This window comes from Allobosea sp. FBZP-16 (assembly GCF_002831785.1).
In the GTDB taxonomy this organism is placed as follows: Bacteria; Pseudomonadota; Alphaproteobacteria; order Rhizobiales; family Beijerinckiaceae; genus Allobosea; species Allobosea lupini.
Genome location: NZ_LNCQ01000020.1, coordinates 73,757 through 96,203 on the forward strand (window position 1 = coordinate 73,757; position 22,447 = coordinate 96,203).

Consider the following 22,447-nt stretch of genomic DNA (forward strand, 5'->3'; position numbering starts at 1 on the left):
CGCAAGCGCCTGACCCGCAAGCAGCGTCGCCTCGTGGTGATCGCCTCGGCCGGCGTCGTTCTTGGTCTTGCGGCCGGCCTCGTCGCCTATGCGCTGCGGGATTCGATCGTCTTCTTCTATGGCCCGACCGAGATCGTCGAGAAGGGCCTCACGCCCGGCACACGCCTGCGCCTCGGCGGCCTGGTCGAGACCGGCTCGGTCGAGCGTGGTGCCAACCAGCGCGTCAGCTTCGCTGTGACAGATGGCAAGACCCGGACAATGGTCAGCTATACCGGCCTGCTGCCCGATCTCTTCCGCGAAGGGCAGGGCGTTGTCACCGAAGGCGTGCTCGAAGGGGCGGGCCGGTTCCGCGCCGATTCCGTGCTCGCCAAGCATGACGAGACCTATATGCCGCGCGAGGTCGCCGACGCGCTGAAGAAGCAGGGCCATTGGCAGCCCGGCGAAACCAAGCCCGGCGCGCCCGCAGCGCCGGCCACGAAATAGGGCTGCGCCTGTGTTCGTCGAGATCGGTCATTTCGCCCTGGCATTGGCGCTCGGCGTCGCGGTCGTCCAGACGATCGTGCCGCTCTGGGGCGTGGCCCGGAACGATCCGGCCCTGGCATCTGTCGGCCCCGCGGCCGCGATCGCCAGTTTCCTGCTGGTCGCGATTTCCTTCGGCTGCCTGATGGCGTCCTATGTGACGTCCGACTTCTCGGTCGAGAACGTCGCTGCCAACTCGCACTCGACGCAGCCGCTGATCTACAAGCTGACTTCCGTCTGGGGGAACCATGAGGGCTCGATGCTGCTCTGGGTCCTCATCCTCGTGCTGTTCGGCGCGCTGGTCGCCCTGTCGCGCCGTTCGCTGCCGCCGAAGCTGCGGGCCGGCACGCTCGCGGCGCAAGGCAGCGTCAGCGTCGCCTTCCTCGCCTTCACGCTGCTGACCTCGAACCCCTTCCGCCGGCTCGTCCCGGCGCCGGGAGAGGGCCAGGACCTCAACCCGATCCTGCAGGACCTCGGCCTCGCGATCCATCCGCCTCTGCTCTATGTCGGCTATGTCGGCTTCTCGATCACCTATGCCTTCGCCGTCGCGGCGCTGATCGAGGGCAAGATTGACGCGGTCTGGGCCCGCGCCGTCCGGCCCTGGACCCTGCTGGCCTGGACCTTCCTGACGCTCGGCATCGCCATGGGCTCCTACTGGGCCTATTACGAGCTCGGCTGGGGCGGGTGGTGGTTCTGGGACCCGGTCGAGAACGCTTCGCTGATGCCCTGGCTCGCCGGCACGGCGCTGATCCACTCGACCGTGGTGATGGAGAAGCGTGACGCGCTCAAGGTCTGGACGATCCTGCTCGCGATCCTGACCTTCTCGCTCTCGCTGCTCGGCACCTTCATCGTCCGCTCGGGCGTGCTGACGTCGGTGCACTCCTTCGCCAGCGATCCGCAGCGTGGCCTGTTCATCCTCGGCATCCTGATCGCCTTCATCGGCGGCTCGCTGGCGCTTTTTGCCTGGCGCGCGCCGCTCCTGAAGCAGGGCGGCCTGTTCGCGCCGGTCTCGCGGGAGAGCGCCCTCGTCGTCAACAACCTCTTCCTGGCGACAGCCTGCGCCACCGTTTTCATCGGCACGCTCTACCCGCTCGTGCTGGAGATGGTCACCGGCGACAAGATCTCGGTCGGCCCGCCCTTCTTCAACGCCACCTTCGTGCCGCTGCTGGTGCCGCTCCTGCTGCTGCTGCCGATCGGCCAGACCCTGGCCTGGAAGCGCGGCGATCTGCTCGGCGCCGCACAGCGCGCCCAGGTGGCCTTCGGGCTCGGCGTCGTCACCACGCTGGCGATCTTCGCCTTCGTGCGAGGCGGTCCCGTACTGGCGCCGCTCGGCATCGGGCTCGGCGTCTTTCTGGTCGTCGGAGCGTTCTGGGAGGTCGGCGAACGTGTCGTCGGCCGCGCCAGCGGCGCGTCGGCAATTCTGTCGCGCGCGAAGGGCCTGCCGCGTTCGGCCTGGGGCACGGCCCTCGGCCATGCCGGCGTCGGTATCAGCGTGATCGGCATCGCCGCCGTGGCCTGGGGCACCGAGGCGATCGGCATGCTGAAGGTCGGCGAAAGCCTGACCAGCGGCCGCTACACCGTGACGCTGGAGGCGGTGACGCCACGCACCGGCCCGAATTATCGCGAGGATGCGGCCCGCTTCCGCATCGTCGCCGACGGCCGCGTGCTGGAGCCGGTCGAGGCGATGAAGCGCATCTATACGGCGCGCGCCATGCCGACGACCGAGGCCGGCATCCGCACCGTGGGACTCGGGCAGGCCTATATCAGCCTGGGCGAGCCCGACGCCAGCGGCGCCATTGCGGTCAAACTGCATGACAAGCCGTTGATCCTCCTGATCTGGATCGGCGCGCTGGTGATGGCGGCGGGCGGCGCGCTTTCGCTGACCGACCGGCGCTTCCGGCTGGCCGCGCCGCGGCGCGTGGCGGCACCGTCCGCGCTTCCGCAGCCGGCCGAGTGAGCCCGATGCGCGCGCTCCCGCTCCTCCTCGTCGGATCGCTGGCCCTTGCAGCGCCGGCCATCGCCGTGCAGCCTGACGAGGTCCTGAAAAACCCGGCGCTGGAGCAGCGCGCGCGGCAGATTTCCTCCGGCCTGCGCTGCCTGGTCTGCCAGAACCAGTCGATCGACGATTCCGACGCGCCGCTCGCCAAGGATCTGCGTGTCCTGGTGCGCGAGCGGCTCACCGCCGGCGACAGCGACGGCGCGGTGATGGATTTCGTCGTGGCGCGCTATGGCGATTTCGTTCTGTTGCGCCCGCCGATGAACGCGCGCACGATCGCGCTGTGGGCCGCGCCCTTTCTGATCGTTTTGTTCGGCGCCGTCTTCCTCTGGCGTCGTCGCAATCTCGCTGCGGCACCGGCTGGTGTGACGCTGACGGCCGAGGAACAGCGCCGGCTCGACGATCTCCTGCGCGACGACCGCGGCTGACGACGCGCCAACCTTACGAAACTGTCATCGTCGGGCGAAATCCAGGTAAGGCGCCGCCCGTCATGGTCCATCTCACGAAGCAGGGAAGGCCCTGCCTCCCGCATCGAGGTGAGACCCCATGACCGCCCAAGAGAACAACACCCCCGACACCACGACCCGCTCGCCGGCTACCGCCCGCTCGATCCTGAAGCGCGGCGCGATCGTTGCCGGCGCCGCGACGCTGAGCATCGGCCTGATGGCCGGCCTCGCCGACAATTTCCTCAATACCCACGGCGCCGCCAATGCGCAGCCGGTCCAGCTCTCTGGCCTGCAGCAGACGCAGCTGCCGTCCTTCGCCGACGTCGTCGACCGGGTCAAGCCCGCCGTCGTTTCCGTCCGCGTCAAGGCCAAGGTCGTCGCCAGCGCCAACGATGAAGACGGCCCGGCCGGCGTCGAAGGCCTGCCTCCCGGTCATCCGCTCGAGCGCTTTTTCCGTCGCTTCGGCGAGGAGGGCATGGGCCCGCGTGGGCCGCAGCAGCAACAGCCGCGCGTGCAGCTCTCGCAGGGCTCGGGCTTCTTCATCAGCCAGGACGGCTATGTCGTCACCAACAACCATGTCGTCGCCAACGCGGCCGAGGTCCAGCTCGTCACCGATGCCGGCAAGACGCTCTCGGCCAAGGTGATCGGCACCGATCCGCGCACCGATCTCGCTTTGCTCAAGGTCAACGAGTCCGGCAACTATCCGTTCGTCCAGCTCGCTAGCGGCAAGCCGCGCATCGGCGAGTGGGTGCTGGCAGTCGGCAATCCGTTCGGCCTCGGCGGCACCGTGACCGCGGGCATCGTCTCGGCCCAGGGGCGCGACATCGGCTCCGGTCCCTATGACGACTTCCTGCAGATCGATGCGGCGGTGAACCGCGGCAATTCCGGCGGCCCGACCTTCAACCAGAAGGGCGAGGTCATCGGCGTCAACACCGCGATCTACTCGCCGTCGGGCGGCAATGTCGGCATCGCCTTCGCGATCCCTGCCGCCACGGTCCAGAGTGTCGTCGAGCAGCTCAAGGAGCATGGCTCGGTCGCCCGCGGCTTCATCGGCGTGCAGATCCAGCCGGTCACCGCCGAAGTCGCAGACGCGATCGGCCTGAAGGATGCCAAGGGCGCCCTGATCGCCGAGGCGCAGCCCAATGGCCCCGCTGCCAAGGCCGGCCTCAAGCGCGGCGATACCATCCTCGCGGTCAACGGCGAGAAGATCGCCGATGCGCGCGAGCTGTCGAAGAAGATCGCCACCTTCGCACCGGGCGCCAAGACCAGCCTGACCATCTGGCGCGACGGTAAGGAGCGCGAAGTCTCGTTCGAGGTCGGGCGCCAGCCGGCGGCCTGACCCGGGACTATCCAAATCGGGGCATGCTCGGGCGCGTAGCGTCAGTCCACCTTGCAAGAGCATGTTCCGGGCGGATGGTTTCTCCCGGTTGTCACGTCGCCCCCTGCCGGGAATGCCAGCCGTCACGGCGGCAGGTCGGATCGTCACCTCCGGCCTGCCGCTTTTCCTTGTGTTGAGGTAGCGTGTCGCCATGCGACTCCTGATCGTTGAAGACGACGCCGAAGCGGCAGCCTATCTGGTCAAGGCCTTTCGCGAGGCCGGCCATGTCGCCGACCATGCCCCCGATGGACTCGAGGGCTATGCCATGGCGCAGGGCGGCGGCTACGACGTGCTCGTGGTCGACCGCATGCTGCCGCGCATGGACGGGCTCTCGGTGATCCGCTCCCTGCGCGAGCAGGGCGAGACCACGCCGGTGCTGATCCTGTCCGCACTCGCCCAGGTCGACGACCGGGTGAAAGGCCTGCGCGCCGGCGGCGACGATTATCTGCCCAAGCCCTATGCCTTTTCCGAGCTGCTCGCCCGGGTCGAGGTGCTCTCGCGCCGTCGTGGCGCGCCGGCCTCCGAGCCGACCACCTATCGCGTCGGCGATCTGCTGCTCGACCGGCTGGCGCACCGCGTCACCCGCGCCGGCGAGGAGATCGCGCTGCAGCCGCGTGAGTTCCGCCTGCTCGAATATCTGATGAAGCATGCCGGCCAGGTGGTGACCCGTACCATGCTGCTCGAGAACGTCTGGGACTATCACTTCGATCCGCAGACCAATGTCATCGACGTTCATGTCTCGCGCCTGCGCGCCAAGGTCGACAAGGGCTTCGAGCACCCGATGATCCACACCATCCGCGGTGCGGGATACATGGTCCGTGACACAGCTCGCTGACGGCCAGGCGGCCGAAGGGCAGCAGCCGGCCGGCCGCCTGCGCTTCTTGCCGCATCTTGTCCGCACGACGGCCTTCAAGCTGACGGCGATCTATCTCGTCGTCTTCGCGATCTTCGCCATCTTCGTGCTGGGCTACGTCGCCTGGAACGCCAAGAACCTGCTCGACGACCAGATCCGCTCGACCATCGATGCCGAGATCCAGGGGCTGGCCGAGCAGCAGCGCCTCGGCGGCATCAGGCGGCTCGTCCAGGTCATCGAGCGGCGCTCGCGCGGGCCCGGCGCCTCGCTCTATCTCGTCACTACGCCGCTGGGCGAGCGCATCGCCGGCAATATCGAGGCCTTGCCGCCGGGCACGCTCGACCGCCAGGGCGAGAGCGAGATCGAATACGCGCGCTCCTCGGAAACGCTGGACCAGACCAATCACGCCATCGTCCGCGTCTTCATGCTGCCGGCCGGCTTTCGCCTGCTGGTCGGGCGCGATGTCGAGGAGCGCGAACGCCTGCGCGTCGTGATCAAGCGCGCCGCAGCCTGGTCGGTCCTGCTCGTCGTCGTGCTCGGTTGCTTCGCCGGCTGGTTCGTGGCGCGGCGGGTGCTGAAGCGCATCGACGGCATGAACGACACTGCCCGCTCGATCATGGCCGGCGACCTCAAGGGCCGGCTTGCCATCGCCGGCACCGGCGACGAGCTCGACCGGCTGGCCGGGAACCTCAACGCCATGCTCGACCGCATCGGCGAGCTGATGAGCGGCATGCAGCAGGTTTCGGACAACATCGCCCACGACCTCAAGACGCCGCTGACCCGCCTGCGCAACCGTGCCGAGGAGGCGCTGCGCACGGCGCAGTCGCCCGAGCAGCTGCGCAGCGCGCTCGACGGCGCGATCGAGGAAGCCGATGGGCTGATCCGCGTCTTCAACGCCTTGCTGATGATCGCGCGGCTCGAAACCCGCCAGATCAGCGACAGCATGGCCCCGCTCGATCTTGCCGAGATCGTCGACGGGCTGTCCGAGCTCTACGAGCCGCTGGCCGAGGAGGCAGGCCTTACTTTGTCGGCTTCCGTCGAGCCCGGCCTGTCGCTCACCGGCAATCGCGAGCTGATCGGCCAGACGTTGGCCAATCTGATCGACAACGCGCTGAAATACGGCAAGCCGGAGGGCGATGCGCCGGCGACGGTCGTGGTGACGGCGCGGCGTGTCGGCGACATGGTCGAGCTCGGTGTCGCCGATCACGGTGCCGGCATCCCCGAGGCTGATCGCGGCCGTGTGCTGGAGCGCTTCGTCCGGCTCGATCAGAGCCGCAGCAAGCCGGGCTTCGGACTTGGGCTCGCCTTGGCCTCTGCCGTCGCGCGTCTGCATGGCGGTGCAATCCGCCTGTCGGACAATGCGCCGGGGCTCGATGTCGTGATGTCGCTGCCGGCCAGTCCTCCTCCTGTGGACAGCTCTGCCGCGGAGGTGCCGCAAGGCTCGACATCGCAGTCTGACGGGGCAGGGTTCCAGTCGGCATGACGAAGGGCTAAGGCTCGCTCAGCCGGTCGACGCGGAGGTCAGTGTGGGCGAGCCCTTATGCCAACGCCTGAAGGCGGCGCCCGTCCTGCCGGCGCGCGGCAAGATCGAGGCGCTTTGGCGCGAGGAGCTGATCGAGCGCTTGTTCGATGCCGAGGCTGGTGAACGGCTCGCCGCCCATATGACGGGTCATGACGCCTCGGCCGCGCTCGTTGCCGGTATTCTCGCGCACTCGCCTTTCCTGACCCAGATCATGCGGCGCGATCCGGAGGGGCTCCTCGCCTCGCTGACGACCGATCCTGGCGAGCGCCGCGACGCGCTGCTCGCCGGTATCGCCGCCTTCGCCACGCCGGAGACCGCGACCGCCGATCTGATGCGCGAATTGCGCCGCTTCCGCCAGGCGATGGCGCTCCTGCTGGCGCTCGTCGATATCGGAGGCATCTGGCCGGTCGAGACGGTCACCGCCGCGCTCAGTGCCACCGCCGACATGGCGGTGAAGCTTGCCAGCGAGCACGCGCTGCATCAGGCCGCCGGTCTCGGCCGGATCGAGCTTCCCGACGGCAATGAGCCCGGCAAGGGCTCCGGGCTTGTCGTGCTGGCGCTCGGCAAGCATGGCGCCGGCGAGCTGAACTACTCCTCCGACATCGATATCGTCGTCTTCTTCGATCCGGAGATGGCCGAGGCCGCCGGCGTCGGCGAGCCCACGAGCTTCTTCGTCAAGCTGACGCAGCAGATCGCCCGCATCATCCAGGAGCGCACGCCGGACGGCTATGTCTTCCGCGTCGATCTGCGCCTGCGGCCTGATCCCGGCTCGACCCATGTCGCCGTCGCGCTGCCGACGGCTTACGCTTACTACGAGACGGTCGGCCAGAATTGGGAACGCGCCGCGATGATCAAGGCGAGGCCTGTCGCCGGCGATATCGAGCTCGGCCGCCGCTTCATCGCCGATCTCGCTCCCTTCATCTGGCGCAAATATTTCGACTTCGCCGCCATCGCCGACATCCATGCGATGAAGCGCCAGATCCAGTCGGTGAAGGGCTTCGAGACGCTCAGCCTGCCCGGCCACAACGTCAAGCTCGGCCGCGGCGGCATCCGCGAGATCGAGTTCTTCGTCCAGACCCAGCAGCTCGTCTTCGGCGGCAGGCGCCCGGCGCTGCGCGGGCCGCGCACGCTCGACATGCTCGGCGAGTTGACGAAGGAGAACTGGATCAGCCCACAGGCCCGCGACGAGCTGACGGAATCCTATTGCTGGCTGCGCACGATCGAACACCGGCTTCAGATGCGCCATGACGAGCAGACGCAGACCCTGCCGACGGACGCCGCCGATCTCGACGCCTTCGCCCGCTTCTGCGGCTATCCCTCGGCCAAGGCCCTCGGCAAGGATCTGGAGGCGCATGCCAGGCGCGTCGAGGGCCATTATGCCCTGCTGTTCGAGGACGCGCCCAGCCTCGCCAGTGAAGCCGGCTCTCTCTCCTTCACCGGTACCGAGAACGATCCGGAGACACTGGCGACATTGGGAAAGCTCGGCTTTCGCCAGCCTGCGGCCGCAGCCGAGACGGTGCGTGGCTGGCATTTCGGCCGCCGCGCTGCCGTCACCAGCGCCCGCGCCCGCGAGGTGTTGACCGAGCTGACGCCGGCGCTGCTCGTCGCGCTCGGCCGCACCACCGACCCGGATGGCGCGCTCGCCCATCTCGACAACGCCTTCGTGCGCATGCCGGCTGCGGTCGAGCTTCTGACGCTGCTGCGCTCGCATGAAGCCCTGCTGCAGCTCTTCGCGGAGATTCTCGGCAGCGCGCCGCGTCTCGCCAAGGTCGCGGCGCTCTATCCGCATGTGCTCGACGCGGTAATCGACCCCGCCTTCAGCGCCCCGCGCCACGATGCCGAGCGTGTGGCGCAGCGCGTACGTGCCATGGTCGGCACGCCGCCGCCCAGCGTCGAGGACGGGCTCGACCGCATGCGCGACGCCGTCCGGCAGGAGAATTTTCTGGTCGGAGCCCGGCTGCTCTCCGGCGTGATCAATGCCGAACAGGCGGCGCAGGGCTATGCCGCAGCGGCTGCTGCCAGTATCCGCGTCGCTTTCGACGATACCCGCGCCGCCTTCGCCGCCGACCATGGTCTCGTTGAAGGCGCGGAGGCGGTCGTGCTCGGCATGGGGCGATTGGGAGCCGGCGAGCTCACTCCATCATCCGATCTCGACCTGATGCTGCTCTACGACCGTCCGGAGGACGCCGAGGCCAGTGACGGCAAGCGCCCGCTCGATCCGGTGACGTGGCATGTCCGCTTCACCCAGAGACTCGTCGCGGCGCTGACCGTGCCGACGCGGCGCGGCACGCTCTACCAGGTCGACATGCGCTTGCGGCCCGCCGGCAACAAGAGCCCTGCGGCGACGCAGTTCGGCGGCTTTACCGCCTATCATCAGGGCGAAGCCGAAATCTGGGAGGAGATGGCGCTGACCCGCGCCCGCGTCGTCGCCGGCGATGCCGGCTTGCGGGACAAGGTCGAAGCCGCGATCCGCGAGATCCTGCTGCGCAAGCGCCAGCCGGCCAAGGTCGCCGCCGCCGTTACCGAGATGCGGGCGCTCATCGCCAAGGAGAAGGGCGAGAACGACGCTTGGGATCTGAAGCTCGCCGCTGGCGGGCTGACCGATCTCGACTTCCTGGCCCAGTTCCTGGTGCTCGCTCATGGCCACGACCATCCGCAGCTTCTCGCCCGCACGACCTCGGGGGTCTTCGCGGCGGCGCGCGACACCGGCGTCATCGCCGCTGGAGAGGCGGAGCGGCTCGCGGCTGCGGCACGCTTCATCGGCGACGTCCAGCTCTGGCAGCGTTTCGCGATGGAAGAGGATTTCGATGCCAAGGCGGTGCCGGAGCGCGTCCTGCGCCGGATCGCGACGGCGGTCGGCCTGCCGGATGCCAAGGTGCTGAAGGCGGAGCTCGACGAGCGCCGGGCGATGGTCCGTGGCCTGTTCAAGCAGATATTGGGCGCCGCGCAGAAGGCCTGAGCGCAGGGCGCTCTCCTCAGGCCGCCTGTTCGAGCTCCGCGTTCGCCGGGCCCTTCAACGGCAGGTGGACCATCACGATCGTGCCCGAACCCATGATCGAGCGGACACGCAGCGAGCCGCCATGCAGCTCGGCGAGCGAGCGGGCGATGGCGAGACCGAGGCCCGAGCCGCCATGGCTGCGGATGAGATCGCCCTCGACCTGCTCGAACGGGCGCCCGATCCGGCCGATCTTCTCGCGCGGAATGCCGATGCCGCTGTCCTCGACATAGAGGTTGAGCGCATTGGGCGCCGGCTTGACCCGGACCGCGATCCGGCCGCCCTCGGGCGTGAACTTGATGGCGTTGTCGACGAGGTTGCCGACGATCTGGAAGAGGGCGTGAGCATCGGCCTCGAGGCGCATCTCGCTGCCGAGATCGCTGGTGAGGGAGAGCCGCTTGCGCGTGATCTCCTCGCGATGGCAGCTGATCGCCTCGCCGACCACGAGGTCGAGTGCAACGTCGGTCTTTTCGAGCTCGATCTTGCCGGCCTCGATCCGCGCCATGTTCAGAATGTCGTTGATGACCGCGAGCAGGTAGCCGCCGCTGGAGCGGATGTCGCGGACATATTCGACATAGCGCTCGGAGCCGAGCGGGCCGAACAGCCCGTCATCCATGATCTCGGAGAAGCCGAGGATGGCATTGAGCGGCGTGCGCAGCTCATGGCTCATATTGGCGAGGAATTCGGACTTGGCGCGGTTGGCGCTTTCGGCGGCGGCCTTCTGCTCGAGATAGAGCTCGGCCAGCTCGGCGAGCTGCTGCGCCTGCGCTTCGAGCTTCTGGCGCGAGGCCTTGACGTCGGTGACGGTCTTGAGCAGTTCGTGCTCGGAGCGGGTCAGGCGCTCCTCCTGCTGTTTCAGCATGGTGATGTCGGTGCCGACCGAGACCGAGCCGCCATCCTTGGTGCGGCGGCCGTTGATCTGCAGCCAGCGCCCGTCCGACAGCTTCGCCTCGTAGGAATGGCTGCCGGAGCCGGCGCGCACGCTGCGGACCGGCTCGCGATCGATGCTCGGCTGAGCGCTGTGACTCATGATCTGTTCGTAGGTCGTGCCGGCGCGCACCAGCTCCGGCGACAGCATGTGCAGCTGCTGGTATTTGGCGTTGCAGAGCACGAGCTTCTGTTCGGCGTCCCAGAGCACGAAGGCTTCCGAGATCGCTTCGACCGCGTCGCGCAGGCGGGCATCGGCGGTGGCGGTGCGGGCGGCCATGCGGCGCTGCTCGGAGATGTCGACGACGATGCCGACGAGGTGTTGGGCATGGGTTCGGCGATCGGTGACGAGCTCGGCCCTTGCCTTCAGCCAGACCCATTCGCCCGAGGCGTTGCGGACGCGGAATTCCTGGTCGAGATGGTCGGTCTCGCCGCGGCTGACTGCATCGGCCAGGCCATAGAGGTCGGCATCCTCGGGGTGGATGAAAGCATTGACCTCGCCGAAGGACATGAACTCGCCGGCGCGATCGTAGCCGAGCATGGCGTACATCGAATCCGACCAGTACATCCGGCCCTTGGCGAGGTCCCAGTCCCACAGGCCGCAATGGCCACGGCTCAGTGCTGTGTCGATGCGGTCGCGCACGCAGTCGCAATCCTCGTCGGCGGCGCGGGCCCGGCGCGATTGCAGCACGAAGGCGGCGGTGATGCCCGCGAGCACGATCGCCGCCGAGCCGAACAGGACGAGGATGGAGCGCCGGCGCTCGTCCCAGGTCGAGAGCGCGCGCTTCACCGGATGCAGCACCGCGACCTGGCCGAGCGGGGCGGCGAGGTTGCGAACGGTGGCGAGCGCCTCGACGCCGCCGGGCAGCGTGATCGGCATCACGCCGGCGCGATCGGCGAAGACGGTCAAGGCCTGCCCCGGGCCGAGCACGTCGACCAGGCTGCGCTCGCTGGCGCCGATCGCCGGCTCACCGGCGACCAGTCGCCCGCCAGCGTCGCTGACATAGACGATGCGGCCGCGGCCGGCGATATGCTTGGTCGACAGGGGAGCGAGGACGCCGTCAGGGCGCTTGTCGTCTTTCGAGGCTAGATCGAGTTCGCGCACAAGCAACGCGGCGAGTGCTTCCAGGTCGGTCGCGGCATCGTCGATGGCATCATCGCGCAGGGCCGAGGTCTGGACGTAGGCGCCCAGGGCAAGGAGCAGGACGAAGCCCGCGACGAGCGCTGGAATGACTTTCCGGAACGTCGGCTCCAGCTGCTCGAAGCGCTTATAGAGCGGATGTGTCAGGGATCGTGCTACGCCCAGAACTGAATTTGCGCGCACGTGTGCGCAAGCCGCGTCTGCACGCGTCATGCCCGTCCCCCTTCGGAAAGCGATGTACCGACAGTAAGATCGAGAGACGTGCCGCATCCCCGAATCACAGTCAGTTGAATCCGCGGGACTCGCTTTGTCTAGCGGAAACTACGCCCTGCCCGTTGTTTTGCGCGCGCTGGTTGTAGCCGCGAATCGGTTGAATCCTGCGCGCGCAGGACTTCGTTAACCTTTGGCTGAGCAGGCGGTTAACGGGCGATTCTGGCGAGGGTGTAGAGGCCTCGAAGGGGGGCACAGAAGCCCTCCGAGGCACCCCATTCAACCCAGCGAGCGAGCGGCGATATCGGCGACGTCGCGCGACAGATTGGGCGTCGTCTGCACCATGCGCAAAGCCGCCTCCGCCTTGGCCCGGCGCCCCGCCTCCAGCATGCGCCAGCTCTTGAACGAGCCGAGCAGGCGCGAGGCGACCTGCGGGTTGGTTCGGTCGAGCGCGATGACAATGTCGGCGATGAAGGCGTAGCCCTCGCCGTCGGCGCGGTTGAACTGGGTCAGGTTCGCCGCGAAGCCGCCGATGAGGCCACGCACCCGGTTCGGATTGCCGAGCGAGAAGGCGGCGTGGTTCATCAGCCCCTTCACGCGGGCGAGCGTGCCGTCTTCGGCGATCAGTGCCTGCGCCATCAGCCATTTGTCGAGCACCAGCGGCTCGCGGGCATAAAGTTCGCCGAAGCGGGCGATCAGCTCCTCGCGCTCGGCCCCCGGGATCAGCGTCATCGCGGCGAGCGCTGCGAGCCGGTCGGTCAGGTTGTCGGCCTCGCTGAACTGCTTCAGCGACAGCCGCGCGCCCTCGGCGGGAGCGCCCAGAGCGATCAGGCCGAGCGCTTCGTTGCGGAGGGCGCGCCGCCCCGCCGGAGCCGCCGCCGGCGAATAGGGGCCGCGCTCCGCGAGGCTGCCGCGCAGGGCCGCAAGCTCGCTTGCGAGTGCGGCACCGATCGCGGCGGAAAGCCGGCGATGGGCGCCATGCACGAAATCCGGATCGACATCACGGCCGATCTCGCGGGCGATGTCGGCCGGGGCAGGCAAGCGCAGCACCTGCGCAGCGAAGGCTGGGTCGGCCAGTGCCGGGCCGGCGAGGAATTCGGAGAGCGCTTTGGCGAGGTCGGTCGCGGTCGCATCCAGCGTCGACTGATCGCCCTTGCCGGCGCGCACCAGCGCCCGTGTCGCGACCGTCTGCAGCGCCTGCCAGCGGTTGAAGGAATCGCTGTCGGCGCTGAACAGTCGCAGCAGTTCGCTGTCGCCGAGGTCGAGTTCGAGCCGGACCGGCGCCGAGAAGCCGCGCAGCAGCGACGGCGTCGGCGCCTCCGGCAGGTCGGTGAAGGTCACGGACAGCGAGGGCTGGTCGAGCACCACCACGCCGCCGGCCTTCAGCGCCGGCGAGGTGCTGGCGAGCGGCAGGTCGCCGCCCTTGCCGACGAGGCCGAGCGCGACGGGGATGACCACCGGCTTCTTCTCGGACTGGCCGGGCGTCGCCGGCGTCGATTGCGCCAGCTGCAGCGTGTAGCTCTTCGCCTGCGCATCGTATCTGCCGGAGGCGACCACGGTCGGCGTGCCCGCCTGCTCGTACCACCCGGCGAAATGGGCGAGATCCTGGCCGGAGGCCTCGACGAAGCAGTCGAGGAATTCCTCGATCGTCGCGGCCGTGCCGTCGCAGCGCTCGAAATAGAGATCCATGCCGCGCGCGAAGGTGTCCTCGCCGATCAGCACCTTGAGCATGCGGATGAGCTCGGCGCCCTTCTCGTAGACCGTTGGCGTGTAGAAGTTGTTGATCTCCTTGTAGGCGCGCGGCCGGACCGGATGGGCGAGCGGGCCGGCATCCTCGGAAAACTGCGTCGAGCGCAGCGTGCGGACATCGGCGATGCGCTTCACCGGGCGCGAGCGCTCGTCGGAGGAGAATTCCTGGTCGCGGAAGACGGTGAGCCCTTCCTTCAGGCAGAGCTGGAACCAGTCGCGGCAGGTGATGCGGTTGCCAGTCCAGTTGTGGAAGTACTCGTGCGCGATGATCGCCTCGATCGAGGCGTAGTCGCCATCGCTCGCCGTCAGCGGATCGGCGAGGACATACTTGTCGTTGAAGATGTTGAGGCCCTTGTTCTCCATCGCGCCCATGTTGAAGTCGGACACGGCGACGACGTTGAACACATCGAGATCGTAGTTGCGGCCGAAGACGCGCTCGTCCCAGCGCATGCAGCGCACGAGGCTGTCCAGCGCCCAGCCGGCGCGCCCGGCCTTGCCCGGCTCGACATAGACCGCGAGCTCGACCTTGCGGCCATCGGCCGTGACGTAAGGCTGCCGGACATGGTCGAGCTTGCCGCCGACCAGCGCGAAGAGATAGGCCGGCTTCGGATGCGGATCATGCCAGACGGCGAAATGCCGCTCGCCGCCGGGCAGCTCGGCCGCGGCGACGAGGTTGCCGTTTGAGAGCAGCACCGGCGCCTCGGCTTTCCTCGCCTCGAGCCGGACCGTGTAGACGCTCATCACGTCGGGACGATCGAGGAAATAGGTGATGCGGCGGAAGCCGTCCGCCTCGCATTGCGTGCAGTAGACGCCGCTCGAGCGGTAGAGCCCCATCAGCTTGGTGTTGGCGCCCGGGTCGAGCGTCGTCTCGACCCTGAGCGAAAACGCCCGCGTCGGCGGCGCGTGGATCGTCAGCCCCTGCGGCGAGAGGGAATACAGGGCCGGATCGAGCGGGACCTCGTCGAGCAGGATCGAGTCCGGTGCCAGCTCGTCGCCGTCGAGCACCAGCGGCGCGCCCGCATGGCCGGCCGGGTTCGGCCGCAGCTGCAGCTGGGAGCGCACTTTGGTCCGCGTCGGATCGAGGACGATGTCGAGATCGACGGTGTCGATCAGCCAGTCGGAGGGGCGGTAGTCCTCGAGGCGGATCAGCGGGGCGTCTTCGGCGCGCATGGCAGGTTCGCTTCCTTCAGTCGCTCTTGTCTATGGGGCCCGGGACCGCGGCGGAAGCCGTCAGGACAGGGCGAGTGGCTAGTCTGACGTGATGGCCGGCTCGGCATGGCTGACCAAACGGCAGACATCCGGCCGGGCCTCGCGAACCTTGCGCTCGATCTTGTCGACGGCGCGATGCACGGCGGCGACGTCGAGCGCGCCATCGGCCCGGCAATGGTAGTTCACCACCAGACCGTTGCGGGTCTCGCGCACGCGGACGCTGTGGATGTCGCGGACCGGGCCGCCGGCCTCGGCCGCCTCCTGCGCGATCGCCTTGCCGATCGCCTCGACCACCTCCCAGGGCGCGTTGTGGCCGGAGGGCTGGCCGGTCTCCATCGGCTCGATATGGGTGTCGACCTCGGTCTCGCCGCCGAATTCGGCGCGGATCGCGTTCTCCAGCCGCGTGGCGACCTCGTGGGCTTCGCCGAGAGGGAGAAGCGCGTCGACCTCCATGTCGAGCGAGACGGCGAGCCGCCCGCCGATCGTGTGGACGCTGACATGGTGCACTGGCACCTTCATCTTCAGCGCGATCAGTAGCACGCGCTCCAGCGCCGTCTCGTCGTCGACCTGGACAGGGTTGGCGGTGACGGTCAGCGCCGAATCCGGCTCGACCGCGACGAGGGCCCGCAGCAGGTCGTCCTTGATCGCCGTCACACGGTCGAGCGGCAGGGTCCGCGAGACCTGGATGCCGATCTCGCCCTGCACCACGCCGCCGGCCGGCCGCAGCCGCAGCCATTCGACATTGACCACGCCGGCAACGCCCTGTGCCGCGTCGCGCAGGCGCTCGGCGACACCCTTCGGCGCCGCGTCGATCAGCGTGTCGACCGTGCGCCGCCCGAGCTTCACGGCGGTGGCGATCATGAAGACGGCGAGAGCGAGAGCGGTCGCGCTGTCGGCCATCGGCACGCCCATCCGCGTGAGGATCAGGCCGAGCAGGACGAGCGCCGTGCCGACGAAATCGGTGGCGAAGTGCAGCGCCTCGGCCGAAAGCGCCTCGCTGCGGGTCTCCTTGGCGACCATGGTCAGCGTACGCCAGCGCGTCGCGTCGACCATCAGCGAGAACAGCAGCACGCCGATGACCAGCGGCGTCACCGCGACATGCGGCTCCGTTCCGCTCCACAGCCGGTTGGCCGCTTCCCACAGGATCGCGCCCGAGAGCCCGAACAGGATCGCGGTCTCCAGCAGCGCCGCCAGAGCCTCGAACTTGCCGTGGCCGTAATGGTGCTCGTCATCGGCCGGCTTGTCGGCGGCCCGTACCGCGAACCAGGTGAACATCGTCGAGCCGATGTCGATCAATCCCTGCAGCGCGTCGGTCATCAGGGCGAGCGAGCCGGAGAGGATCGCCGCGCCGAACTTGGCGAGCGTCAGCACGACGCTGGCGATCACCGACAGCGTCGCGGCCTTCTGCTTGACCCGGGAGACCTCGGTGGGCGACACCGAGCCGGCCGGGTTCGGCGTGCGATCCTGCGTTTCGCTCATGATAGGTCCGCGCGAGCCCCAGGCGTCATGTCAGCCCGATTGTGATCAACCGGGCTGACATGACGCCAATTATGAGTTGAGCATGTTCTTGTCGCAAAGGTGGCTGACACTTTTGCGGGACATGCTTGGAATGGCGCCGGTTTGGCCCGATCCATCAACCAGATCAACCCCGGGAGACAAACGATGCGCTATCTCCACACCATGGTCCGCGTCACCGACCTCGATGCTGCCCTCGATTTCTACGTGACCAAGTTCGGCCTCATCGAAACCCGCCGGATCGAGAACGAGAAGGGCCGCTTCACTCTGGTCTTCCTCGCCGCGCCCGACGATGCGGCGAGCGTCAAGGAGCAGGGCAGCCGCGGCCGCCCGACGCTGGAGCTGACCTATAACTGGGATCCGGAGGTCTACACCGGCGGGCGCAATTTCGGCCATCTCGCCTATGAGGTCGACGACATCTATGCGACCTGCGACAAGCTGATGAAGGCCGGCATCACCATCAACCGGCCGCCGCGCGACGGCAACATGGCCTTCGTCCGCTCGCCCGACAACATCTCGATCGAGATCCTGCAGAAGGGCGAGCCGAAAGCTCCGGCCGAGCCTTGGGCGAGCATGCCGAACACCGGGGTGTGGTGAGGGCGCTGATTGCGAGCTGAGATGCTCCCTGATATCATCTGGTGATATCAGGGAGGCTCGCATGGGCATTCTGGTGCGCGACGAGAAGATCGACCGGCAGGTAAGAGAGCTGGCCCGTCAGGACGGGATTTCGCTTCAGGCGGCGATCGGCCTGGCGGTGGACAACGAGCTGAAGCAGCGTGCGGAACGGCGCGAGAGGATCGAGGCGGCCACGCGCCGAGCGCAGGAAAGGCTAGCTCAGTATCCGACGATCGACGACGGCCTGACGCACAAAGAATTCTGGGATCGCGAATACGGCGACGCCTGATGTTCCTCGACGCTTCGGTTATCGTCGTCAATCTTCTAGAAGAGCGCGAGGCAATCGCCTTCAGGTCGGCCCTGGCGCAGGCTTCCGAAAACGTGACCTCTCCGTTGGCGATATTCGAGGCTTCGACCAGGATTGCGGCGGTCAAGCGGGTCTCGATCGACAAGGCCTATGAGATCGTTCGCGACTTCATTGAAGAGACGGCAATTCGGGTTGTCGCGATCGATGCAGCGGTCGGCGCGGCTGCCCACCTCTGTGCGGCCCATTACCACTATCTCGCCGGCCATCCCGCTCGTCTTAATGTGGGCGATTGTTTCGCCTATGCGGCGGCGCGCGCATCGGGCGTGCCACTCGCCTATAAGGGCAATGATTTCGTCCACACCGACATCGACGGCATCCGCTTCGGAGCCTGACATCCTGCTTCGGAGTGCTCTGCCTTGACCAAGACGTTGTTCGGCCATCTCGACGACGGCACGCCGATTCACGAGGCCGTGCTGCGCTCTCCCGCCGGCGCCGAGGCACGGGTGATGGAATGGGGGGCGGTGCTGCGCGATCTCGTCGTGCCGCTGCCGAATGGCGGGCGCCAGCGCGTCGTGCTCGGCTTTGCCGATTTCGCCGACTATCCCAGGCACTCGCCGCATATGGGCGCGATCGCCGGCCGGTTCGCCAACCGCATCGGCGGCGGCCGCTTCGCGCTCGATGGCGTCGAGTACCAGACTCCACTGAACGAAAACGGCCGCAACTCGCTGCATGGCGGCGGCGAGGGCTTCGGCAAGCGGCGCTGGACGCTGGTGCATCAGGACGAGGCGAGCGCGACCTTGGCGCTGGTCTCAGCCGATGGGGATGCCGGCTATCCCGGCACGCTCGACGTCTTCTGCCGCTACAGCCTCATAGGCGCGGCGACCCTGCGGATCGAGCTATCAGCCACGACTGACGCGCCGACCATCGTCAACCTGGCGCATCACTCTTACTTTCGTCTCGACGACGCCCCGGACATCCTCGATCACGAGTTCGAGGTCCGCGCCAATCTGATCACGCCGGTCGATGCCGACCTGATCCCCGACGGCTCGGTCGCCTCGGTGGCCGGGACAGCCTTCGATTTCCGCAAGGCCCGGCCGATCCGCTTCGCCAATCCGGATGGTTCGCGTTTCTGGTACGACCATAACTATCTGCTTCGGCGCGACCGCCGCGAGCCGGCCGCGGCGACGGGCCTCGAGCTCGCCCATGCCGCGACGCTGCGCTCGCGCCGCTCGGGCCTCGCCATGGAGGTCTGGACGACCGAGCCGGCGCTGCAGGTCTATGACGGCTTCAAGCTGGATTCGCCGGTCGCGGGGCTGGACGGCGTGCCTTACGGCGCCTGCGCCGGGATCGCGCTCGAACCTCAGCATGTGCCGGATTCGCCCAATCTCCCGCATGTCCCGTCGACGGTGCTGCGCCCCGGCGAGGTCTATCGCCAGATCAGCGAATTCAGGTTCGGAGCGTAAGCGGCATGGCCGGTGTCTTCTGTCTCGGTATCGCGACGCTCGACTATGTCTACAGCGTCGAGCGCGTGCCCAATCCCGGCGAGAAGGACCGGGCCCGCGATCTCGTCGTCACCGGCGGCGGCTGCGCCGGCAGCGGCTCGGCCGCGATCGGCCGGCTCGGCGGCAGGGCCTGGCTGGCGACGCGCCTCGGTGATGACGCTGTCGGCGATACCATCGTTGCGCAGTTGCAGCAGGACGGCGTCGACACTTCGCTCTCGCCGCGTTTCCCGGGCCTGCGCTCGCCGGTCTCCTCGATCCTGATCGACGCCCAGGGCGAGCGCATGGTCGTCTCCTATACCGACCCGAAGACGCCGCTCTCGCCCGACTGGCTGCCGGAGGTGCTGCCGGCCGGCTGTGACGGTGTGCTGGTCGACACGCGCTGGGGCGAGGGCTCGCTCGCCGCGTTGAAGCTGGCCCGCAAGGCCGGCGTGCCCGGGGTGATCGACGGCGACCGTCAGCCGACGCATCCGGAGATGGTCACGACCGCCAGCCATGTCGCCTTCAGCGAGAAGGCGCTCAGCGAAATCTCGGGCGGGCAGGAGCCGAGGGCGGCGCTGGAAGCCTTGGCGCGCGATGCGCAGAACTGGCTCGCGGTGACGCTCGGCCCGCGCGGCGTGCTCTTCATGGAAAATGGCGGGATCGAGCACTTGCCGGCCTTCCCGATCGAGGCAGTCGACACGCTTGGCGCCGGCGACGTCTGGCATGGCGCCTTCGCGCTGGCTCTGGCCGAGGGGCAGGGGGAGCGTCGGGCGGTGCGCTTCGCCTCGGCGGTGGCGGCGATCAAGTGCACCCGCTTCGGCGGCCGGGCGGGCACGCCGACGCGCGAGGAAGTCGAGCGCTTCCTGGCGGCGCATCCCTGAATGCTCCGCAATTCAATCCCCGGTGTCGTCGATGCGTCAGTGCCGCGTCGCGCCCTCGTCACGCTGTTCGGGCATCAGATTGGCGGTGCGCTCCCGCGCACCTGGTCAATCTGAGGAGAGCGTCATGCTGGCGATCCAGGGACTGAAATGCGTCTATGATACCGGCTCCCGCGGCTGGGCGATCGAGCTCGCGCTGAAGGGCGAGGGCGAGGAAGCCGTGCGCCGCTTCGATGTCGACGGCCCCGAGGATGCCGAGATGCTGATCGAGGCCTTCGACGAGTCGACCGCGAGCAGCTTCGACCCGGCGACGGGCGAGATCGTCTTCGCCTACGAATACGCCACCCTCGACGACGAAGGCGAGGATGAGGACGAGAACGACGACGAGGACGCCGAAGTCGCCGAGGACGATGAAGACGAAGTCGCCGAAGACGAAGGCGAGAAGGTCAAGGCCTGAGGCCGCGGCCGCGTGAGCACGTCGAGCGCGGCGCTACCCCCAATTGTCCCGAAGCCGCCGCGCCAGTCCGCGACCTCATGGCCGCGCGCGCGGCGGCAAAGCTCGCCCCTAACGCGAATTCGCGGTAAGCCCGGAACGACGCATTTGCGACGCGATCCTGTTACAGCGTAACGATGCGGTGCTGCTGGTCCTCATTTTCCGCAGGTGCCGGCCGCCGCCAGAGTCGAACAATCCCCAGGCCAGGCCGCGATGCAAGACGACGTTGTGTTCCCGACTCTTCCCACGCACGAGACCGGCAAGCTCAAGCGTGGCGTCTGCGCCATCAGCGGCGTCGAGCTCAGCCGCAAGAATCTGATTGCGCTCGGGACGCTGCGCCCCTCGCTGGTCGAGCATATCCGGCGCGACTTCCCCGATCTCGACGAAGATAGCCTGATCAGCCTCAAGGAGCTGGCGCGCTATCGCACCCGCTATGTTGAGGAGATCCTGCGCGAGGAGCACGGCGAATACACCGATCTCGACCGCGAGGTTGCCGAGAGCATTGCCCGGCAGGATACGATCGCCGAGAATATCGAGGACGATTTCGAGGAGCATCGCACCCTCGGCGAGCGCCTTTCGGACGGGCTCGCCAGCTTCGGCGGCTCATGGGCCTTCCTGATCAGCTTCGGCGTCGTGCTGGCGGTCTGGATGGTGGTCAATGTCGTGGCCGGTACGGGCGCTTTCGACCCTTATCCGTTCATCCTGCTTAATCTCGTGCTCTCCTGCATCGCCGCCATCCAGGCGCCGATCATCATGATGAGCCAGAAGCGGCAGGAGGCGAAGGACCGATTGCGCTCCTTCAATGACTACCAGGTCAACCTCAAGGCCGAGCTCGAGGTTAGGCACCTGCATGAGAAGATCGACCATCTGATCACGCGGCAATGGCAACGCCTTGCCGAGATCCAGCAGGTCCAGCTCGAACTGCTGCAGGAGGCGCAAGTGCCGAGACGCAAGCCGAAGCGGCGCAAGAAGCCGGCGACGAAGAAGAAGGTGGTGGCAGCAGTTCCTGCGGAGTTGCCGGAGCCAGACTCCACAGCCTGACGCCTGCTCGAACCTGATCAGGCAGCAGAGGGCGGTTGACAGGTCGATGCGCGCTCTTTCTGGTGTCGGCTAACAAAATTCGCCGCCCAGGGAGGTTGCCTTGTTCCGTCTGTCTCGCGCCGTTGTGCTCGCCGGCACCGCTTTTGCTGCCCTTGCAACGCCCGCCGCCGCCCAGGGGCAGGTTACCGTCTACTGCTCGATCCTCGAGGAGCAGTGCCGCGAGGGCGCTTCGATCTTCGAGAAGGCGACCGGCATCAAGGTCCAGATGGTCCGCAAGTCGACCGGGGAGGTCTATGCCCAGGTCAAGGCCGAGGCGACCAATCCGCGCGGCGACGTCTGGTGGGGTGGGCCGGGGGAACCGCATCTGCAGGCCGCAGATGAGGGTCTGCTCGACGAGTACAAGTCGCCGAAACTGGCCGAGCTGCACGACTGGGCCAGGCGCCATGCCGAGCAGTCGAAGTTCCGCACCTCAGGGATTTATCTCGGTGCGCTCGGGATCGGCTACAATCTCGAGACCCTGAAGGGCAAGAAGCTGGCCGAGCCGAAATGCTGGGCCGACCTGCTCGATCCGAAGTTCAAGGACGAGGTGCAGGTCGCCGATCCAAGCTCCTCCGGCACGGCCTATGTCTTCCTGGCGACGACCGTCCAGCGCCTCGGCGAGGAGAAGGGCTTCGAGTTCCTGAAGAGCCTGCACAAGAACATCAGCCAGTACACCAAGTCGGGCATCGCGCCGGTTAAGGCGACGGCGCTCGGCGAGACGGCCGTCGGCATCGCCTTCATGCACGATATGCTGACGCAGAAGCTGCAGGGCGCCCCGATCGGCATCGTCGCGCCCTGTGAGGGCACCGGCTACGAGACGGGCTCGGTCTCGGTGATCAAGGGCGGCAAGAACCCGGAGGCCGCGCGCAAGTTCGTCGATTTCACGCTCTCGCCGGAGGCGCAGGACATCAACGCGAAGCTCAAGATCAACTCGATCCCGTCGAACAAGAACGCCAAGCTCTCGCCCGATGCGCCGAAATTCGAGGAGATCAAGCTGATCGACTATGACACCCCGCGCTGGGGCAGCCCGGCCGAACGCTCGCGCCTGCTGAAGAAGTTCGACGACGAGGTGAAGGCGCTGCCGCGCTGAGGCGGCTGCGTTTGGTAGCACTGGCCGGAGCCAGTGCTACCAA

At 67.6% G+C, this 22,447-nt stretch carries 18 protein-coding genes; 15 read left to right on the forward strand and 3 right to left on the reverse strand.

The window, feature by feature from the left end; genetic code table 11:
* The first annotated feature begins 9 nt into the window (after positions 1 to 9).
* The 7 genes from ccmE to CXY91_RS06165 all read left to right on the forward strand — a co-directional run bounded on the left by ccmE (position 10) and on the right by CXY91_RS06165 (position 9,673).
* Positions 10 to 483 carry a cytochrome c maturation protein CcmE gene (gene ccmE / locus CXY91_RS06135; protein ID WP_100959753.1) on the forward strand — a complete coding sequence of 158 codons (474 nt, stop codon included), beginning with the start codon at positions 10 to 12 and terminating at the stop codon, positions 481 to 483.
* A 10-nt stretch (positions 484 to 493) separates the two neighbouring features.
* The gene (locus tag CXY91_RS06140) at positions 494 to 2,476 is read left to right on the forward strand and encodes a heme lyase CcmF/NrfE family subunit (protein ID WP_100959703.1); all 1,983 of its coding nucleotides are present in this window, start codon (positions 494 to 496) and stop codon (positions 2,474 to 2,476) included.
* Between the two features lie 5 nt (positions 2,477 to 2,481).
* Complete coding sequence (locus tag CXY91_RS06145; RefSeq protein WP_100959704.1) at positions 2,482 to 2,943, forward strand: cytochrome c-type biogenesis protein; 462 nt, start codon at positions 2,482 to 2,484, stop codon at positions 2,941 to 2,943.
* Between the two features lie 118 nt (positions 2,944 to 3,061).
* Positions 3,062 to 4,300: a trypsin-like peptidase domain-containing protein gene (locus CXY91_RS06150; RefSeq protein WP_100959705.1), complete on the forward strand. Its 1,239-nt coding sequence runs from the start codon at positions 3,062 to 3,064 to the stop codon at positions 4,298 to 4,300.
* Positions 4,301 to 4,490: 190 nt separating this feature from the next.
* The gene (locus CXY91_RS06155; protein ID WP_100959707.1) at positions 4,491 to 5,174 is read left to right on the forward strand and encodes a response regulator transcription factor; all 684 of its coding nucleotides are present in this window, start codon (positions 4,491 to 4,493) and stop codon (positions 5,172 to 5,174) included.
* A gap of 37 nt (positions 5,175 to 5,211) precedes the next feature.
* Positions 5,212 to 6,675, forward strand: a complete 1,464-nt coding sequence (locus CXY91_RS06160; protein WP_091832317.1) for a HAMP domain-containing sensor histidine kinase — start codon at positions 5,212 to 5,214, stop codon at positions 6,673 to 6,675.
* A gap of 43 nt (positions 6,676 to 6,718) precedes the next feature.
* Positions 6,719 to 9,673 carry a bifunctional [glutamine synthetase] adenylyltransferase/[glutamine synthetase]-adenylyl-L-tyrosine phosphorylase gene (locus CXY91_RS06165; protein ID WP_248307378.1) on the forward strand — a complete coding sequence of 985 codons (2,955 nt, stop codon included), beginning with the start codon at positions 6,719 to 6,721 and terminating at the stop codon, positions 9,671 to 9,673.
* 16 nt (positions 9,674 to 9,689) lie between these two features.
* Here the strand turns inward: CXY91_RS06165 and CXY91_RS06170 are convergent, their stop codons facing one another.
* The 3 genes from CXY91_RS06170 to CXY91_RS06180 form a co-directional block, all read right to left on the reverse strand.
* Positions 9,690 to 11,960, reverse strand: a complete 2,271-nt coding sequence (locus CXY91_RS06170; protein WP_248307379.1) for a PAS domain-containing sensor histidine kinase — start codon at positions 11,958 to 11,960, stop codon at positions 9,690 to 9,692.
* A gap of 306 nt (positions 11,961 to 12,266) precedes the next feature.
* A complete protein-coding gene (gene pepN, locus CXY91_RS06175; protein WP_100959712.1) occupies positions 12,267 to 14,906 on the reverse strand; it encodes an aminopeptidase N in 2,640 nt (879 codons plus the stop codon).
* A 78-nt stretch (positions 14,907 to 14,984) separates the two neighbouring features.
* Positions 14,985 to 16,424 (reverse strand): cation diffusion facilitator family transporter, encoded by a 1,440-nt coding sequence (locus tag CXY91_RS06180; RefSeq protein ID WP_100959714.1) that lies wholly within the window; start codon positions 16,422 to 16,424, stop codon positions 14,985 to 14,987.
* Positions 16,425 to 16,607: 183 nt separating this feature from the next.
* Between CXY91_RS06180 and CXY91_RS06185 the strand changes: the two genes are divergently transcribed.
* From CXY91_RS06185 to CXY91_RS06215, 8 genes are all read left to right on the forward strand, one after another.
* Positions 16,608 to 17,057 (forward strand): VOC family protein, encoded by a 450-nt coding sequence (locus CXY91_RS06185; protein WP_100959716.1) that lies wholly within the window; start codon positions 16,608 to 16,610, stop codon positions 17,055 to 17,057.
* A gap of 61 nt (positions 17,058 to 17,118) precedes the next feature.
* Positions 17,119 to 17,364 carry a type II toxin-antitoxin system VapB family antitoxin gene (locus tag CXY91_RS06190; protein ID WP_091830970.1) on the forward strand — a complete coding sequence of 82 codons (246 nt, stop codon included), beginning with the start codon at positions 17,119 to 17,121 and terminating at the stop codon, positions 17,362 to 17,364.
* Complete coding sequence (locus CXY91_RS06195) at positions 17,364 to 17,774, forward strand: type II toxin-antitoxin system VapC family toxin (RefSeq protein WP_100959718.1); 411 nt, start codon at positions 17,364 to 17,366, stop codon at positions 17,772 to 17,774. Before CXY91_RS06190 ends, CXY91_RS06195 begins: the two co-directional genes overlap by 1 nt.
* Positions 17,775 to 17,798: 24 nt before the next feature.
* A complete protein-coding gene (locus CXY91_RS06200; protein ID WP_100959720.1) occupies positions 17,799 to 18,845 on the forward strand; it encodes an aldose epimerase family protein in 1,047 nt (348 codons plus the stop codon).
* A 5-nt stretch (positions 18,846 to 18,850) separates the two neighbouring features.
* On the forward strand, positions 18,851 to 19,744 hold the full coding sequence (locus CXY91_RS06205) for a sugar kinase (protein WP_100959722.1): 894 nt from the start codon (positions 18,851 to 18,853) through the stop codon (positions 19,742 to 19,744).
* Positions 19,745 to 19,868: 124 nt separating this feature from the next.
* Positions 19,869 to 20,198 carry a hypothetical protein gene (locus tag CXY91_RS30045; RefSeq protein WP_091830962.1) on the forward strand — a complete coding sequence of 110 codons (330 nt, stop codon included), beginning with the start codon at positions 19,869 to 19,871 and terminating at the stop codon, positions 20,196 to 20,198.
* Positions 20,199 to 20,447: 249 nt separating this feature from the next.
* Positions 20,448 to 21,275 (forward strand): DUF1003 domain-containing protein, encoded by an 828-nt coding sequence (locus CXY91_RS06210; protein WP_100959724.1) that lies wholly within the window; start codon positions 20,448 to 20,450, stop codon positions 21,273 to 21,275.
* 109 nt (positions 21,276 to 21,384) lie between these two features.
* A complete protein-coding gene (locus CXY91_RS06215) occupies positions 21,385 to 22,404 on the forward strand; it encodes an ABC transporter substrate-binding protein (RefSeq protein WP_091832311.1) in 1,020 nt (339 codons plus the stop codon).
* Positions 22,405 to 22,447 lie beyond the last annotated feature (43 nt).

Bases quoted from the DNA above. Each gene is read 5' to 3' on its own strand.
- CXY91_RS06150 (WP_100959705.1), top strand. From the start codon at position 3,062: ATGACCGCCCAAGAGAACAACACCCCCGACACCACGACCCGCTCGCCG.
- CXY91_RS06180 (WP_100959714.1), bottom strand. From the start codon at position 16,424: ATGAGCGAAACGCAGGATCGCACGCCGAACCCGGCCGGCTCGGTGTCG.
- CXY91_RS06145 (WP_100959704.1), top strand. From the start codon at position 2,482: ATGCGCGCGCTCCCGCTCCTCCTCGTCGGATCGCTGGCCCTTGCAGCG.
- CXY91_RS06185 (WP_100959716.1), top strand. From the start codon at position 16,608: ATGCGCTATCTCCACACCATGGTCCGCGTCACCGACCTCGATGCTGCC.
- CXY91_RS06195 (WP_100959718.1), top strand. From the start codon at position 17,364: ATGTTCCTCGACGCTTCGGTTATCGTCGTCAATCTTCTAGAAGAGCGC.
- CXY91_RS06205 (WP_100959722.1), top strand. From the start codon at position 18,851: ATGGCCGGTGTCTTCTGTCTCGGTATCGCGACGCTCGACTATGTCTAC.
- CXY91_RS06210 (WP_100959724.1), top strand. From the start codon at position 20,448: ATGCAAGACGACGTTGTGTTCCCGACTCTTCCCACGCACGAGACCGGC.
- CXY91_RS06190 (WP_091830970.1), top strand. From the start codon at position 17,119: ATGGGCATTCTGGTGCGCGACGAGAAGATCGACCGGCAGGTAAGAGAG.
- CXY91_RS06155 (WP_100959707.1), top strand. From the start codon at position 4,491: ATGCGACTCCTGATCGTTGAAGACGACGCCGAAGCGGCAGCCTATCTG.
- pepN (WP_100959712.1), bottom strand. From the start codon at position 14,906: ATGCGCGCCGAAGACGCCCCGCTGATCCGCCTCGAGGACTACCGCCCC.
- CXY91_RS30045 (WP_091830962.1), top strand. From the start codon at position 19,869: ATGCTGGCGATCCAGGGACTGAAATGCGTCTATGATACCGGCTCCCGC.